The organism is Streptomyces sp. Y1 (assembly GCF_041053115.1).
Taxonomy (GTDB): domain Bacteria; phylum Actinomycetota; class Actinomycetes; order Streptomycetales; family Streptomycetaceae; genus Kitasatospora; species Kitasatospora rubellomurina.
On record NZ_CP163445.1, the window covers coordinates 8298450 to 8314532 of the forward strand.

Below are 16083 nucleotides of genomic sequence, written 5' to 3' on the forward strand. Positions count from 1 at the left end.
CAGGCGCACCGCGTCCGGGAGCGAGAACACGCCCGCCAGGCAGGCCGCGACGTACTCGCCGATGCTGTGCCCGGCCATCGCGTGCGGCTCCACGCCCCGGGCGCGCCACAGCTGCGCCAGCGCGTACTCGACGGCGAACAGCACCGGCTGGGTGAGCGCGGTGCGCTCCAGCCGCTCGGCGGCGCCCCGCTCCGCACCGGGCGGCGGGAACAGCACGGCCCGCAGGTCCTCGCCGAGGTGCGGCGCGAACAGCTCGGCGCAGCGGTCGAGTTCGGCCGCGTACAGCGGCTCGTGCCGGTACAGGTCGCGGGCCATGCCGACGTACTGGGCGCCCTGGCCGGGGAAGAGGAAGACCACCGGCGGCCGGTGCCCGGCGGTGGCGGCGGCGGTCGGTGCGGCGATGCGGCGCAGCGCCGCGACGGCGCCCGCGCGGTCCTCGGCGACCACGGTGGCCCGGTGGTCGAAGGCCCGGCGGCGCAGTGCCAGGGTGAACGCCGTGTCGCCGAGGCCGTCCTGCGGGTGGCGTTCGAGGTGGTCGGCCAGCCGCCTGGCGTAATCCACCAGCGCCGGGGCGGACTTCGCGGACAGCGCCAGCAGCCGCACCGGCCGGTCGGGGCCGCCCGGCTCGGCGGGCGGCCCCTCCTGCAGCACGACGTGCGCGTTGGTGCCGCCGATGCCGAAGGAGCTGACGCCCGCGCGGCGCGGCCGCCGCTGTCGGGGCCAGGGGCGCAGCTCGGTGTTGACGAAGAACGGGCTGCTCTCCAGGGCAAGCGCGGGGTTCGGTCTGCGGTGGTGCAGGGTGGCCGGGATCGCCTCGTGTCGGAGCGCGAGGACGGCCTTGATCAGCGCGGTGACGCCGGCGGCGGCGTCCAGGTGGCCGACGTTGCTCTTGACCGAGCCGATCGCGCAGTACCCGGTCTCCTCGGTGTGCTCGCGGAAGGCGCGGGTCAGGGCGGCGATCTCGATCGGGTCGCCGAGCACGGTGCCGGTGCCGTGGGTCTCGACGTAGCCGATGTCGGACGCGTCGACCTCGGCCACCGCGAGCGCCTCGGCGATCACCTCGGCCTGGCCGTCGACGCCGGGGGCGGAGTAACCCGCTTTGTGGGAGCCGTCGTTGTTGACGGCGCTGCCGAGGATGACCGCGTCCACCAGGTCGCCCCGCTCGCGGGCGTCGGCCAGCCGGCGCAGCACCACGACGCCGACCCCGTTGCCGGCCACGGTGCCGCCGGCCTCGGCGTCGAAGGCGCGGCAGTGCCCGTCCGGCGACAGGATGCCGCCGGGCTCGTACAGGTAGCCGTTCTGCAGCGGGACGCTGACCGACACCCCGCCGGCCAGCGCGATGTCGCACTCGCCGTTCAGCAGGCTCTGGCAGGCCAGGTGCACGGCGGTCAGCGAGGTGGAGCAGGCGCTCTGGACGGTGATCGCGGCGCCGGTCAGGCCGAGCTTGTAGGCGGCGCGGGTGGCCAGGAAGTCCTTGTCGGAGGCGAGTTGGACCTGGTAGCCGCCGGCCGACTCGACGGTGCCCGGGCTGGCCATGACGTTGAACAGCAGGTAGGAGTTAAGGCTGGAGCCGGCGAACACCCCGATCCGGCCGCGGAAGGTCTGCGGGTCGCAGCCGGCCGACTCCAGCGCCTGCCAGGCGCATTCCAGGAACACCCGGTGCTGCGGGTCGAGCAGTTCGGCCTCGCGCGGGCTGTAGCCGAAGAACGCGGCGTCGAAGCGGTCGGCGTCGGCCAGCACGCCCTTGGCCCGGACGTAGTCGGGGCGGCCGAGCAGCCGCGGGTCGGTGCCCGAGGCGAGCAGTTCGTCCTCGGTGAGCGCCGAGATGCCCTCGCGCCCCTCGACCAGGTTCTGCCACAGCGTCTCGACGTCGCCGGCGCCGGGGAAGCGCCCGGCCATGCCGACGACCGCGATCCGGTGGTGGTCCTCGGATATCTCCGACACTTCGGTCATCTGCCCTTCCGCGAGTGGGTGCGCCGGGCGGCGGCTCGCTGACGTTGGTCCTGCGTCTGACGGCGGGCCTCGGCCCGTTCCCGCGCGGCGGTCGAGGGCGCGGGGGCCCCGGGCGCGGCCGTCCCGGGCGCGGCGCTCCCGGGCCGGTTGAGGAAGGCGGCGAGGGAGGCGACCGTCGGGTACTGGAAGAGCTCCACCATCGACACCTCCTGCCGCATGGTCTCGGCGAGTTCGACCCGCAGCCGGGCCAGCAGCAGCGAGTGCCCGCCGAGGTCGAAGAAGCTGTCCTGGACGCCGACCCGCTCGACGCCCAGCAGCCGGCACCACAGCGCGGCGATCGCCCGCTCCAGCTCGTCGCGCGGCTCGGCGAACGCGCTGCGCAGCTCGGGCCGGTCCGCGCCGGGCGCGGGCAGGGCCGCGCGGTCGACCTTGCCGTTGACGGTCAGCGGGAGCGCCGGCAGCACCGTGAAGTGCGACGGCACCATGTACTCGGGCAGCCGCCGGCGCAGGAACTCGGCCAGCCGGCCGGCGGGCGGCACGTCCTCGCCGGTCAGGTAGGCCACCAGCCGGACGTCGTCCGGGCCGTGCTCGTGGGCGAGCACCAGCGCCTCGCGCACCCGCTCGTGGGCGGTCAGCGCCGCCTCGATCTCGCCGGGTTCGACCCGCAGACCGCGCAGCTTGACCTGGTGGTCCAGCCGCCCGAGGTACTCCAGCGCACCGTCCTCGCGGCGCCGCGCCAGGTCCCCGGTGCGGTACAGCCGGGCGCCCCCGCCCGGCGCGAACGGGTCCTCGACGAACCGCTCGGCGGTGAGCTCGGGCCGGTTGAGGTAGCCGCGCGCCAGGTTGCGCCCGCCGAGGTGGAGTTCACCGGGCACCCCGGGCGGCACGGGCCGCAGGTGGCGGTCGAGCACGTGCACCCGGGTGTTGGCGATCGGCAGCCCGATCGGCAGCGGCCGCGGGTCCTCGTCCCGGCGGCAGGTCCAGGCGGTGACGTCGATCGCCGCCTCGGTCGGGCCGTACAGGTTGTGCAACCGCGCGCCGCTGCGGTCGAGGAAGGCCTGTGCCAGCCGCCGCGGCAGCGCCTCGCCGCTGCACACCACGTGCCGCAGCGAGGTGCACTCCTCGACGTCCGGCTCCCGCAGGAGGACCTGCAGCATCGAGGGGACGAAGTGGACGGCGGTGATCGCCTCCGCGCGGATGGTCTCGATCAGGTAGCGGCTGTCCCGGTGCCCCTCGGGCCGGGCCACCACCAGGGTGGCGCCGGTCATCAGCGGCCAGAAGAACTCCCACACCGACACGTCGAAGGAGAACGGCGTCTTCTGCAGCACCCGGTCCCCGGGGCCGATCGGGAAGGCGTCCTGCATCCACAGCAGCCGGTTGCGGATGGCCGCGTGGACGTTCATGACGCCCTTGGGCCGCCCGGTCGAGCCCGAGGTGTGGATCACGTAGGCGAGGTCCTCGCCGTCCACCGCGACCTCGGGGTCGTCGGCGGACTCGGCCGCCAGCTGCTCCGCGAGCTCGTCCACGCAGAGGATCTCCGCGTCGGTGGCGGGCAGCAGCGCCCGCACCCGCGCCTGGGTGAGCAGGACGGGGGCCCGCGCGTCCCGCAGCAGGTACGCCAGCCGGTCGGGCGGATGGCCCGGGTCCAGCGGGACGTAGGCGCCGCCGGCCTTGAGGACGGCGAGCAGGCTCACCACCAGGTCCGGCGAGCGCTCCATCGCGACGCCGACCAGCACGTCGCGGCCGACCCCCGAGCGCCGCAGCCGGTGGGCGAGCCGGTTCGCCCGCCGGTTCAGCTCCGCGTAGTCGAGCGAATCCCCCTCGAAGCGGACGGCCTCGGCCGCGGGCGTGCGGCGTGCGGCCTCCTCGAAGCACTGGTGGATCCAGCCCCGGCCGGGCCACTCGGCGTCCGGTCCGGTGCCGGCGGCCAGCGCGCCCGCCCGCTCGCCGTCGTCGAGCAGCGGCAGGTGGCCGACCGGCGTCCGCGGGTCGGCCACCACCCCTTCGACGATCCGGCGCAGGTGGTCCGCCATCCGCGCCACGGTCCGCTCGTCGAACAGGTCGCGGTCGTACTCGAACCAGCCGTGCAGGCCGCCGTTGTCGTCGAAGCACTGCAGTTCCAGGTCGAACCGCGCGCCCTCGGCCCGCACCGGCAGCCGGCGCAGCCGCAGGCCGGCGCTCTCCCGGGCGGGCAGCGGGTCGCTCTGGTACGTCAGGCAGGTCTGGAAGACCGGCGGCCGGCTCAGGTCGCGGGCCGGCCGCAGCTCGGTGACGATCCGCTCGAACGGGACGTCCTGGTGCGCGTACAGGCCCAGGCACGCGTCCCGGGTGCGGGTGAGGACCTGGACGAAGTCGGGGTTCCCCGACAGGTCGGTGCGCACCGGCAGGGTGTTGACGAAGAATCCGATCAGCGGTTCCACCTCGGCCCGCCCGCGGCCGGCCGTGGGCACGCCGACCACCACGTCGTCCTGGTCGGCGTGCCGGTGCAGCAGCACCTGGAAGGCCGCCAACAGTGCCATGTACGTCGTCGCGCCGTGCCGCTTGGCCAGGGCGCCCAGCTCGCGCATCAGCGGCTCGGGCAGCGCGAACGGCACCGAGGCGCCGTGGAATCCCTGGACGGCCGGGCGCGGGCGGTCGGTCGGCAGGGCGAGGGCGGCGGGCGCGCCGGCCAGGTGCGCCCGCCAGTAGGCCAGGTCCGCCGTCAGGTCGGCGTCCCGCAGCCACTGCTGCTGCCAGCCGGCGAAGTCGCCGTAGTGGATCTCCAGGTCCGGCAGCGGCGAGGGCCGCCCGGCGGCGAACGCCTCGTACAGGGCGAGGAGTTCGGACACCAGGACGCCCACCGACCAGCCGTCGGAGACCAGGTGGTGCATCGCCACCAGGAGCACCGCCTCCTGGGGGCCGACGTGCAGCAGCCGCAGCCGCAGCAGCGGCCCGGCCGCCAGGTCGAACGGTTCGCCGCGCAGCTCGGACATCCGCCGGTGGAACAGCTCCTCGTCGAGGCCGCCGGCGCCGAGGTCCTCCTCGGTCAGGTCGAGCGGCAGCTCGGCCCGGACGACCTGGACGGGCTGACCGTCGCGCAGCTCGAAGGTGGTGCGCAGCGACTCGTGGCGGCGCACGATCTCGCGCAGCGCGGCGCGCAGGACGGCGGTGTCGAGCGGGCCGTCCAGCCGGGCCGCGGCCGGGATGACGTAGGCCGGGTTGTTCGGGTGCAGCTGCTCCTGGAACCAGATGCCCTGCTGGGTCACCGAGAGCGGGAAGCTGTCCTCCGCCTGCCCGCTCTCGGCCAGCAGCTTCTCGAACAGGGCGCGCTGCTCGGGCGTGAGCGCCGCGAGGCGGTCGTCGATCTCGCTCATGCGCCCGCCTCGCCGCTCGGCAGGGCGCCGATCCGCGCGAGCAGGTCGGCCGCCACGTCCTCGCGGCGCTTGACGCGCCGGATCGGCACGGGCCCGGCGGCCGCCTCGCCGTCGCCGCCGGCCAGCTGGTCGACGATCCGCTGCGCCAACCCGCCCACCGTGGCGCCTTCGAGGAAGACGGAGATCGGCACCGGGACGCCGAGCCGGCCCTCGATCTCGTTGCGCAGTTCCACCGCCATCAGGGAGTCCAGCCCCAGGTCGATCAGCGGCAGCTCCGCCGCGACGCCCTCGCCCTGGGCGCGCAGGGTCGCGGTGGCGCTGCGGGACAGCTGCGCGGTCAGCGCGGCGACGCGCTCGGCCGACCCGAGGGCGAGCAGCTCCTCGCGGGTGGGCAGCGAGCTGGCCCGGACGGCGGTGCGCGCGGCCGCGGCCGGTGCTCGCTCGGGCTGGTCCACCAGCGCGGACAGCAGCGCGGATCCGGAGGCCTCCTGGTAGCGGTGGCCCCACTCGGCCCAGTCGATCGGCAGGACGGCGACCTGTGCGAGCTCCTGGCGCAGCAGGGTCAGCAGGACCCGGACGGCCTGGTCGGGGTCGAGGGTGCCCATGCCGCCGCTGAGCCCGCCGGTGGACTCCGGTCCGCGCAGCGCCATGCCGGTCTGCGACCAGATGCCCCAGTTGATGCTCAGGACCGGCCGGCCCTGGGCCCGGCGCCGCTGGGCGAGGGAGTCCAGGAAGGCGTTGGCGGCGGCGTAGCCGGCGACGAACGGCGAGCTGAGGACGGAGCTGGCCGAGGAGCAGAGGACGAAGAAGTCCAGCGGCCGGTCGGCCAGCAGCCGGTCCAGGATCCAGGCGCCCACCGCCTTCGGCTTCAGGTGCGCTTCCAGGTCGTCGAGTTCGAGCCGGCGCAGCGGAGTGACCTCGCCGACGCCGGCCGCGTGCAGCACGCCGCGGATCGGCGGGCGGCCCTCCGCGTCGTGGCGGGCGAGCAGGTCGCGCACCGCGAACTCGTCGGCGAGGTCGCACACCGCCACCGTGACGGCGGCGCCGAGCGACTCCAACTCCCGGACGGCGGCGACGCGTCGCGCGGCCGGGGAGTCGCCGCGCTGCGCGGCCCACTCCTGCCGCGGCGGCAGCGGCGTGCGGCCGAGGAGCACCAGGTGGCGGGCTCCGGCCTGCACCATGGCACGGGCCGCGGCCAGGCCCACACCGCCCAGGCCGCCGGTGACCAGGTAGCTGGCGTCCGTGCGGAAGGTTCCGCCCCGGGCGGTGGGCTCGGCGAGCCGGGCGCGGGTCAGCCGGGCGACGTGGCGCACCTCGCCGCGCAGCGCGATCTGGTCCTCGCCGTCGCCGCCGGCCAGCTCGTCGAGCAACCGGTGGGCCAGCGCCTTCGGTTCGGCCTGCGGGTCGAGGTCGAGCAGGCCGCCCCACAGGCCGGCGTGCTCCTGCTGCAGCGACCTGCCCAGGCCCCACAGGGTGGACTGGCCGAGCGCCGCGCCCTGCGCGTCCGGGCCGGCGGCGCCGCGGGTGACGAGCCACAGCCGGGTCGGCCGGGTGCTGCGGACCTCGGCGAGGGCCTGCACCGCCCGTACCGCGCTCATGCAGCCGCGTTCCTGCCCGGCCAGCAGCTGGGCCGCGGACTCCGGCTCGGCGTCCGCGTCGTCGAGGCTCCACAGGTGCACCACCCGCAGCTCCTCCTCGGCCGGGGCGAGTTCGCCCAGCAGCCGGCGGAGGTCCGCGGCGCTGTCGGTGCGCACCTCGGCGGCGCCCTGCTCGGGGTCGTAGCGGTACTCGGGCGCGGGCACGACGCGCACGCAGCGGGCGCCCTGCTCCTCGACGGCCGCGGCGAGGGCGTCGCCGACGCCGGTGCGGTCGGCGAGGACGAGCCAGGTCGGCGCCGGGCCGTCCGGCGGGGCCGTCCGGGCCGGGGCGGGCTCGGCGGGCTGCCAGTCGAGCTGGTACAGCAGGTCCTCGTCCGGGCCGGCGCCGTCCGGCCCGGCGGCCGCCGCGCCCGCCCGCTGGTCCTCCCGGTCCTGGTAGCGGTGGTGTCCGGCCGGCTCCTGCCGCAGCGGCGTCGGGTCGAAGGCGTAGCCGGGGACGGTCACCCTGGCGCGGGTGTAGTCGCGGTCGAAGCCCCGCCAGTCGATGTCCGCGCCGCGCGCGTAGAGCCGGCCCAGCGACGACAGCAGCACCTGCCAGTCGTCCTGCCCGCGCCGCAGGCTCGGCAGCAGCAGGGCGTCGTGCCCGCCGGGCAGGCAGTCCTCGACCAGGCCGAGCAGGGTCGGGGAGGGGCCCATCTCCAGGAAGGTGGCGTGCCCCATGGCGCGCAGCGCGGAGACGCCGGCCGCGAACCGGACGGGCTGGCGGGCGTGTTCGGCCCAGTAGTCGGCGTCGGGCACCCGTTCCCACGGCCACAGCTCCCCGGTCAGGTTGGCGACCAGGGGGATGCGCGGCGCGCTGAACCGCACCTTCTCCACCGCCGCCCGCAGCGCGCCGATGACGGGCTCGATCAGGGGGGAGTGCGAGGCGGTGGTGATGCGCAGCTGCCGGCTCTCCACGCCGTAGCGCCCGAGGCTCGCGCAGATCGCCTCCACGTCGGCCCGCACGCCGGAGATCGCGACGTTCGCCGGGCCGTTGACGGCGGCGATCGAGACCGTGTCCGGGTAGTCGGCCACCGCCATGGCGACGTCCAGCTCGGGGGCGAAGACCGCCGCCATCGAGCCGTTCGCGGCCAGCGCCTGCATCAACCGCCCGCGCTCGGCGACCAGTTCGAGCCCGTCCTCCAGGGACATCATGCCCGCCACGCAGGCCGCGACGTACTCGCCGAAGCTGTGCCCGAGCACCGCCGCCGGCTCCACGCCCCAGGACCGCCACAGTTCCGCCAGCGCGAACTCGACGGCGAACAGGGCGGGTTGGGAGTAGGTGTTCTCGTCGACGAGCCCCGACTCCGGGTCCTCGGGGTGGATGACGGACAGCAGCGGCCGCTCCAGGACCGGCCGCAGGATCTCGTCGCAGGTGTCCAGCACCCGGCGGAAGGTCGGCTGGGTCTCGTACAGGGCGCGGGCCATGCCCGGCCGCTGCGGCCCCTGCCCGGTGAACAGGAACACCGCCTCGCCGGCGCCCGCCTGCCCGTGGGCGAGCCGCTCGCTCGCCCGGCCGGCGGCGAAGTCGCCCAGCGCCTCGGCGAGTTCGTGCCGCGTCGCGCCGGAGACCGCCAGCCGGTGGCGGAAGTGCGAGCGGCCGGTGTTGGCGGAGTGGCACAGGTCGGCCGGCGGGGTGGCGGCATCGGCCGTCAGCCGCTCCCGGTAGCGCTCCGCCAGCGCGGCCAGCGCCGTCCCGCTCTTCGCGGACAGCGCCAGCACCGAGGCCGGACGGCCGGTGCCGGTGTCGGCCTGCGGCGGCGCGGTGCGAGCGGGCGCCTGCGCCACGATCAGGTGGGCGTTGGTGCCGCTGAAGCCGAAGCTGCTGATGCCCGCGGCCCGTCTGCCCTCCGGCGCCGGCCAGGCCGTGAGCCCGGTCGGCACCGCGAAGGTGGTGCCCTCGAAGGAGATGTGCGGGTTGAGCCGCTGGAAGTGCACGTTGCCGGGGATCGCGCCGCGGCTGAGCGACAGCACCACCTTGATCAGCCCGGCGATGCCGGAGGCGGCCTCCAGGTGGCCGAGGTTGGTCTTCGAGGACCCGAGGTAGACCGGCGCGCCCTGCGGCCGGCCGTAGACCTCGGCGAGGGCGTCCACCTCGATCGGGTCGCCGAGGGTGGTGCCGGTGCCGTGCGCCTCGACGTACGAGACCTCCTCGGCGGCCACCCCGGCGGCCTCCAGCGCGCGGCGCAGCACATCGCGCTGCGCCGCGCCGTTCGGGGCGGTGATGCCCGAGCTGCGGCCGTCCTGGTTGACCGCGCCGCCGCGGATGACGGCGAGCACCTGGTCGCCGTCCCGCTCGGCGTCGGACAGCCGTCTCAGGACGACGATGCCGCAGCCCTCGCCGCGCACGTAGCCGTTGGCCGAGGCGTCGAAGGTCTTGCACCGGCCGTCCGGGGCGACCATGCCGGGGAACTGCGAGAAGGAGATGCTCGGCAGCGGCGAGACGATCGCGTTCACGCCGCCGCTGACCGCCAGGTCGCACTCGCCCGCCCGCAGGCTGCGGCAGGCCTGGTCCACGGCGACCAGCGAGGAGGAGCACGCGGTGTCGATCGCCATGCTCGGACCGCGCAGGTCCAGCACGTAGGAGACCCGCCCGGTGACGATGCTGTGGGCGGAGCCGGTGCTGGCGTACGCGGTGGCCTGTGCGGGGCCGGTGAGCTGCTCGGTGGCGAAGTCGTTGCTGCACACGCCGAGGAACACGCCGGTGCGGCTGCCGGCCAGTCCGGACGGCGCCTGGCCCGCGTTCTCCAGTGCCTCCCAGACCACCTCCAGCGTCAGCCGCTGCTGCGGGTCCATGGCGAGGGCCTCGCGCCGGGAGATGCCGAAGAACTCGTGGTCGAACCGGTCGATGCGGTCGAGGAAGCCGCCCCACCGGGTGCTCATCCGCCCCGGCTGGCGCGGCTCGGCGGAGTAGAAGTCGTCGACGTCCCACCGGTCGGCGGGGATCTCGCTCACCGCGTCGACGCCCTCGGCGAGGATCCGCCAGTAGCTGTCCGCGTCGACGGCCCCGCCGGGGAAGCGGCAGCCCAGCCCCACCACGGCGATGGGTTCCGCGGCCGCGCGCTCGTACGCCTCGATGCGGCGCTGCATCCGCTCGATGGTGACGTACGCACGCTTGAGCGTGGACGTCGAAGTCTGCTGCCCGTCCTGCGAAGTCATCAGTCCCGCCCCTCGTCGATCTGCGTCATCCTGGCCAGCAGCAGCGCTTCGACGTCGCTGTCGTCCAGCCGGTCGATCTCCGTCTCGATGTCGTCGGCCACCCGGTCCGGGCCCGTACGGCCCGCGCGCCCGCCGCCCGGCGCCGCGCCGCCCGCGTGCTCCGCGCCCCCCGGATCCGCGTCCCTCGGAACCGCGCCGCCCGGAGCCACGCCGCCCGGCTCGGCGCCGCCCGGCTCCGCGTGCAGGGCGATCCCCATCCGCTCGGCGAGGAACGGCACGAGCGCGTCGATCGTGGGGAAGCGCCAGCCGATGGTGGCGGGCAGGTCGGTGTGCAGCGAGCCCTCCAGCCGTTTGCGCAGTTCGAGCGACATCAGCGAGTCGAGGCCCATCGCGGCCAGCGGCTCGGTGGGGTCGATCCGCTCAGGGGCGGTCTTGAGCACCTTGGCGACCACCGCACGGCAGTGCTCGGCGAGGATCGCCCGGCGCCGGCGCCCCGGCTCGACCGCGAGCAGCCGCCCGCGGAGCTCCGGCGGCGGCCCGCCCGGCACCGCCGCCGCCGGCTCGGCGGCCAGCAGGCCGGTGAGCAGCGCGGGCAGCAGCCCCGCGTCGGCGGCCTCGCGCAGCCGGCCGTGGTCCAGCGGCAGGACGCACGCCTGCGCCGATCCGGCGCGCAGCAGGTGGTCGAGCGCCTCGATGCCCTGCCGCGGTTCCAGCGCGAGGACGCCCTGGGCGGCCAGGGCGCCGGCCCGTTCGGGTCCGGCGGCCAGGCCGATCCGCGCCCACGGCCCCCAGTCGATGCTCAGCGCGGGCAGGCCCCGGGCCTGCCGGTACTGCGCCAGGGCGTCCAGGTAGGCGTTGGCGGCGGCGTAGTTGCCCTGGCTCGGCGAGCCGAGCAGCGCGGCGGCCGAGGAGAACATCACGAAGAAGTCCAGCTCCCTGCCCGCGGTGGCCCGGTGCAGCTGCCAGGCGCCGGAGGCCTTGGGCTCGGCCACCGAGCGCAGCCGGTCCCGGTCGAGCCCCAGCAGCAGGGCGTCGTCCAGGAACCCGGCGGCGTGCACGACGCCGGCCAGCGGCGGCAGCGCGGCGTCCAGGTCGGCGAGCACCCGGGTGACGTCCTCGTGGCGGGAGACGTCGGCGCTGCGCACCAGGACGGTCGCCTGCCGTTCGCGCAGCTCGGCGATCACCGACTCCGCCTGGGCGGAAGGTTTCTGCCGGCCGACCAGGACGAGGTGCCGGGCGCCCTGGTCCACCAGGTAGCGGGCGGTCTCCAGACCGAGCGCGCCCAGGCCGCCGGTGATCAGGTAGCTCGCCGCCGCCCGGACCGGGCCGTCCTGCGGCGGCACGGCGACCGTCGCCGGGGCGTCCGGCCGCAGCACGAGCTTGCCGGTGTGCCGGGCCTGCGCCATCAGCGCGAACGCCGCCGGTGCCTGCGAGAACGCGAAGTCGGTCACCGGCAGGGCCGTGAAGTCGCCCTCGGCGAAGCCGCGCGCGACCTCGGCGAACAGCTCGGCCACCAGCTCGTGCTGCTCGGCGAAGGAGCGCTCCAGGTCGACGGCCAGGAACGCCCGGTTGTGCTTGAGCGCGCCCAGCGGAAGCGGCTGGTCGTCGTAGACGTCCCGCTTGCCGATCTCGACGAACCGCCCGCCCGGGGCGAGCAGCCGCACGCTGCGGGTGAGCGCCTCGCCGGCGAGCGAGTTGAGCACCACGTCCACGCCGCGCCCGGCGGTCAGCGCCATGACCTCGTCGGCGAACGCCAGCGAGCGCGAGTCCATCACCTGCTCGACGCCCAGCGAGCGCAGCAGTTCGCGCTTCTCCTCGCTGCCCGCGGTGGCCAGCACCCGCACGCCGTTGCGGCGGGCGACCTGTAGGGCGGCGAGCCCGACGCCGCCGGCCGCCGAGTGGATCAGCAGCGTCTCGCCCCGGCGCAGGCGCGCCAGGTACTCCAGCCCGTACACCGCGGTCAGGAAGGCGACCGGGGCGGCTGCCGCCTCCTCGTCGGTGAGCTTCTCCGGCGCCGGGGCGACCAGGGGAGCCGCGGTGGTGGCGTACGCCGCCATGCTGGACGGCGCGACCGCCATCACCCGCTGCCCGACCCGCAGCCCCTCGACGCCGGCGCCGACCGCCGTCACCCGGCCGGCGCACTCACCGCCGAGCGGCACCGTCCCGGACACCCCGGGGCAGATGTCCATGGCCTTGAGGACGTCGTTGAAGTTGAGTCCGGTGGCGGCCACCTCGATCTCGACCTGCCCGGGGCCGGGCGCGGTGCGCTGCCAGCGGGCGGCGGCCAGGCTGTCCAGGACGGCCGGTTCCGTCGCCAGGATCCGGTGGTTGGTGTGGACGGCGGGATCGAACGGCTGCCGCCGCCAGGCGGTCGCCGCCGGCCGCGGAGCGCGGTGCCGCTCCAGCCGTGGGGCCAGCCGCCGTTCGCCGCGCAGCACGAGCTGGGCCTCGCCGGCGGGCCGCAGCGCCTCGCCGAGCAGGGCGGCCGCGCTCTCGGCCGGGCGGTCCGGATCGAGGTCGACGACGCCGGGCCGCAGCTCGCCGTGTTCGAGCACGATCACCCGGGCCAGGCCCCACAGCGCCGCCTGCGCGACGGCCGGCAGCGCCCGCTCGCCGCCGACGCGCTGGGCGCCGCGGGTGGCCAGCAGCAGCCGCGGCGAGCCCAGGGCCGGTCCTGACGGGCCGTCCTCGGCGAGCGCCTGGACCAGGTGGAGCACGGGGGCGCAGATCCGGTCGACCGGCTCCAGCAGCGGGTCGAACTCCCGTGGGTCCCGGGCCGGTTCGCCCTCGGGCTCGAAGGGTTCGGCATCCAGGCTCCAGGTGTGCAGCACCGCGGCGCACGGGCCCGTCCGGGTGGCGGCGAGGTCGGCCAGCAGCGCCTCGACGTCCTCCCGGCGCAGCGGATCGACCTCGTAGCGGCTCTCGTCGACCCGCCGGTATCCGTGCGCGGCGGTCACCGTCACGCAGGCGGCGCCGCGCGCCGCGAGCGAGGAGCGCACGGCGTCGGCGACGCCCTGCCGGTCGGCGAACAGCAGCCACCAGCCGGCACCCGGGTCCACCTGCTCGGCGACGGCCTCGGCCGGCTGCCAGGCGAGCTCGAACACCGCCTCGGCGGCCGTGCCCTCGGCCTCGGCCGGCTCCAGGCGGCGCAGCGTGATCCGGTCGACCACGCCGACCGACCGGCCGGCCTCGTCGAGGAGTTCCACCCGGCCGCCGCTGATCTCGTCCCCGGCGTCCGTGGTCGCGGGCACGGAGGCGTGGGCCCAGCGCACCGCGCGGCCGTCGCCGGTGAGCGTGAACGCGCCGACGCCGACCGGGAGCCAGGTCGCCCCGCCCGTCCCGTCCACGGCCGCCGCCAGCGCCTGCAGGCAGCTGTCGAGCAGCGCCGGGTGGATCAGGTACGGGTCGCGGTCGCCGGACACCTCGGCCGGCTCTTGCAGCCGGGCGAGGGCTTCGTGCGTGCCGCGCCAGAGCTGCTCGACGCCCTGGAACGCGGGCCCGTACTCCAGCCCCGCACGGCCCAGCCCGGCGTAGTGCCCGGCGCGGTCGAGCGGCCGCGCGCACCGTTCGCGCAGCGCCGCCAGCGGCTCGTGGAGCGGCTCGGGGAGCGCCTCGTGGGCGGCCGGCGCGGGCGCGTCGCGGTAGCGTCCGTTCGCCACCTCGGTCCACTCGCCGCGCCCGGCCGGGTCGCGGCTGTAGAGGCGCAGCGTCCCGGTACCGGCCGTCTCCTCGCACAGCACCAGCTGCAGGGTGGCGTCCTCGGCCGACTCCGGGACGACCGTCATCCGGGTGAAGCGGACGTCCTCGACGACCGCGTGCCCCTCGCCCGGCGGGTGCCCCTCGCCGAGCGTTCGGCGCGCCGCCGCCAGGGCCGCGTCCAGGACGAGGCTCGCCGGCAGCACGGCGGCCCCGGCGACCCGGTGGTCCCGCAGGTACGGCAGCCCGGCCAGGTCGACCCGGGCGCCGAAGTGGACGGTGCCCGGCCGCAGGGCCGAGGGCAGCCGCGTCCCGAGCACCGGGTGGCCGCCCTCCCTCAGGCGCTCCGCGCGCGGCGGCGCCTCGTCCAGCCAGTAGCGCTGCCGCTGCCACGGGTACCTCGGCAGCCGCACCATCGGTACGCCGCCGCCGTGGACCGCGGCCCAGTCGACCGGGAAGCCGGCGGTGTGGAGGCGGCCGAGCTCGGCGAGCAGCGCATCCCGGCCCCGCTCGTCGCGGCGCAGCGAGGCCACCACCGCGCCGTCCGCCTCGCGCTGCGCCAACCGCTCCGCGACGGCCTCGCCGAGCATCGGGTGGGGGGAGATCTCGACGAACACGTCGTAGCCGGAGTCGACCAGACCACTGACCGCCTGGTCGAACAGCACCGGCCGGCGCAGGTTGGCCGCCCAGTACTCCGCGTCCAGCCGCAGGTCCGCGCCGACGCGCTCGCCGGTGACGGTCGACACCATGTCCAGCGCCGGCGGGCCCGCGACCAGGTCGCCGAGCAGGACCTTCAACTCCTCGCTCAGCGGGTCCATCCGGGGGCTGTGCGAGGCGAAGGCGACCGACTCCAGCAGGCGGCAGAAGACGCCCTCGGCGTCGAGACCGGCGGCCAGTGCGGTGAGCGCGTCGCCGTCGCCGGACAGCACCGTCGAGGTCGGGCCGTTGCTCGCGGCCACCCAGACCGCGCCCGGCGCCCGCTCGGCGAGGATGCGCTGCGCCTCCTCGTGGCCGACGCCGACCACGGCCATCCGGCCCCGGCCGATCGCGGCGCGGATCACCCGGCCGCGGTGCAGGGCCGCCGTGAGGGCCGCGTCGAGGTCCAGGGCGCCCGCGACGTGCGCGGCGGCGATCTCGCCGACGCTGTGGCCGACCACCGCCTCCGGCTCGACGCCCCAGGACCGCCACAGCGCGGCCAGCGCGATCTGCACGGCGCACAGCGCGGGCTGCCCGACGGCGGGGTCGGCGAGCAGGCCGTCCTCGGCGTCGGTGCCCAGCCGCTCGATCAGCGACCAGCCGGCGAGCCGGTCCAGGATCGCGTCGCTGCGCTCCAGCGACTCGCGGAACACCGGCTCCGCGTCCAGCAGGTCACCCGCCAGCGGCCACCAGCGGGGCCCCTGCCCGGAGAAGACGAACGCCGTCCGCGGCCGCCGGCCGACCCTGCGCCCGCCCCAGGACAGGCCCTTGCGCTCCTCGCCCCGGCCGAAGGCGCCGAGTGCCTCCCGCAGGCCGGCGAACGAGCGCCCCACGCAGGCGAGCCGGACCTCGTGGTGCACGCGGCGCACCGCCGCCGCCGCGCAGACCTCGTGCAGCCGCACCCCCGCGTCCGGCTCGGCCAGCTGCGCCTCGTACCGTGCGGCGAGTTCGCGCAGCGCCTGCTCGCTGCGGGCCGAGAGGGCCAGCAGCTGGGTGCCGCCCGCCGGGGTGCGCGGCGCGCGCGCCGCCTGCTCGGGGGCCTGCTCCAGCACCAGGTGGGCGTTGGTGCCGCCGAAGCCGAAGGAGCTCACGCCGACCAGCGCCCGGTCCTCCGAGGGCCAGGGCCGCAGCGCGTCGGCCACCCGCAGCGACAGGTCCTCGAAGGGGATGTGCGGGTTCGGCGTGCGGTAGTGCAGGCTCGCCGGGACCATCCGGTGACGGACCATCAGCGCCGCCTTGACCAGTCCGGCGACGCCCGCCGCGGCCTCCAGGTGGCCGATGTTGCTCTTCACCGAGCCGATCACCAGCGGAGCGCCCCGCTCGCGCCCGGCGCCGGCCACCGCGGCCAGCGCCCGGGCCTCGATGGGGTCGCCGAGCAGCGTGCCGGTGCCGTGCGCCTCGACGTAGTGCACCTGCTCGGGGCGCACCCCGGCCCGGGCGTACGCGGTGCGCAGGACCTCCTCCTGGGCGTGCCGGTTGGGCGCCATGATGCCGTTGCTGCGCCCGTCCTGGTTCACCGCGCCGCCGCGGATGACGGCGTGCACGGTGTCGCCGTCGGCGAGCGCCCGGCTCAGCGGCTTGAGGACCAC

The 16083-nt window shown here is 76.3% G+C and carries 4 protein-coding genes (1 of these 4 cut by a window edge); all 4 read right to left on the minus strand.

Annotated features, from left to right (window positions below; genetic code table 11):
* Tightly spaced (each overlapping or abutting the next), the 4 genes in view from AB2U05_RS36290 to AB2U05_RS36305 form a layout consistent with a single transcriptional unit that may run on beyond the window.
* Nucleotides 1-1953, minus strand: the beginning of a protein-coding gene (locus AB2U05_RS36290; RefSeq protein ID WP_369185676.1) for an SDR family NAD(P)-dependent oxidoreductase. It extends 3729 nt beyond the left edge of the window; the window shows 1953 of its 5682 coding nt (coding positions 1-1953); it begins with the start codon at nucleotides 1951-1953; the stop codon falls past the left edge of the window.
* On the minus strand, nucleotides 1950-5306 hold the full coding sequence (locus AB2U05_RS36295; protein ID WP_369185677.1) for an amino acid adenylation domain-containing protein: 3357 nt from the start codon (nucleotides 5304-5306) through the stop codon (nucleotides 1950-1952). The genes AB2U05_RS36290 and AB2U05_RS36295 overlap by 4 nt, the downstream gene beginning before the upstream one ends.
* A complete protein-coding gene (locus AB2U05_RS36300; protein WP_369185678.1) occupies nucleotides 5303-10102 on the minus strand; it encodes an SDR family NAD(P)-dependent oxidoreductase in 4800 nt (1599 codons plus the stop codon). Before AB2U05_RS36300 ends, AB2U05_RS36295 begins: the two co-directional genes overlap by 4 nt.
* Nucleotides 10102-15981, minus strand: a complete 5880-nt coding sequence (locus AB2U05_RS36305; RefSeq protein ID WP_369186056.1) for an SDR family NAD(P)-dependent oxidoreductase — start codon at nucleotides 15979-15981, stop codon at nucleotides 10102-10104. The genes AB2U05_RS36300 and AB2U05_RS36305 overlap by 1 nt, the downstream gene beginning before the upstream one ends.
* Nucleotides 15982-16083: the final 102 nt, after the last annotated feature.

Bases quoted from the DNA above. Each gene is read 5' to 3' on its own strand.
- AB2U05_RS36295 (WP_369185677.1), bottom strand. From the start codon at position 5,306: ATGAGCGAGATCGACGACCGCCTCGCGGCGCTCACGCCCGAGCAGCGC.
- AB2U05_RS36300 (WP_369185678.1), bottom strand. From the start codon at position 10,102: ATGACTTCGCAGGACGGGCAGCAGACTTCGACGTCCACGCTCAAGCGT.
- AB2U05_RS36305 (WP_369186056.1), bottom strand. From the start codon at position 15,981: ATGGCGCCCAACCGGCACGCCCAGGAGGAGGTCCTGCGCACCGCGTAC.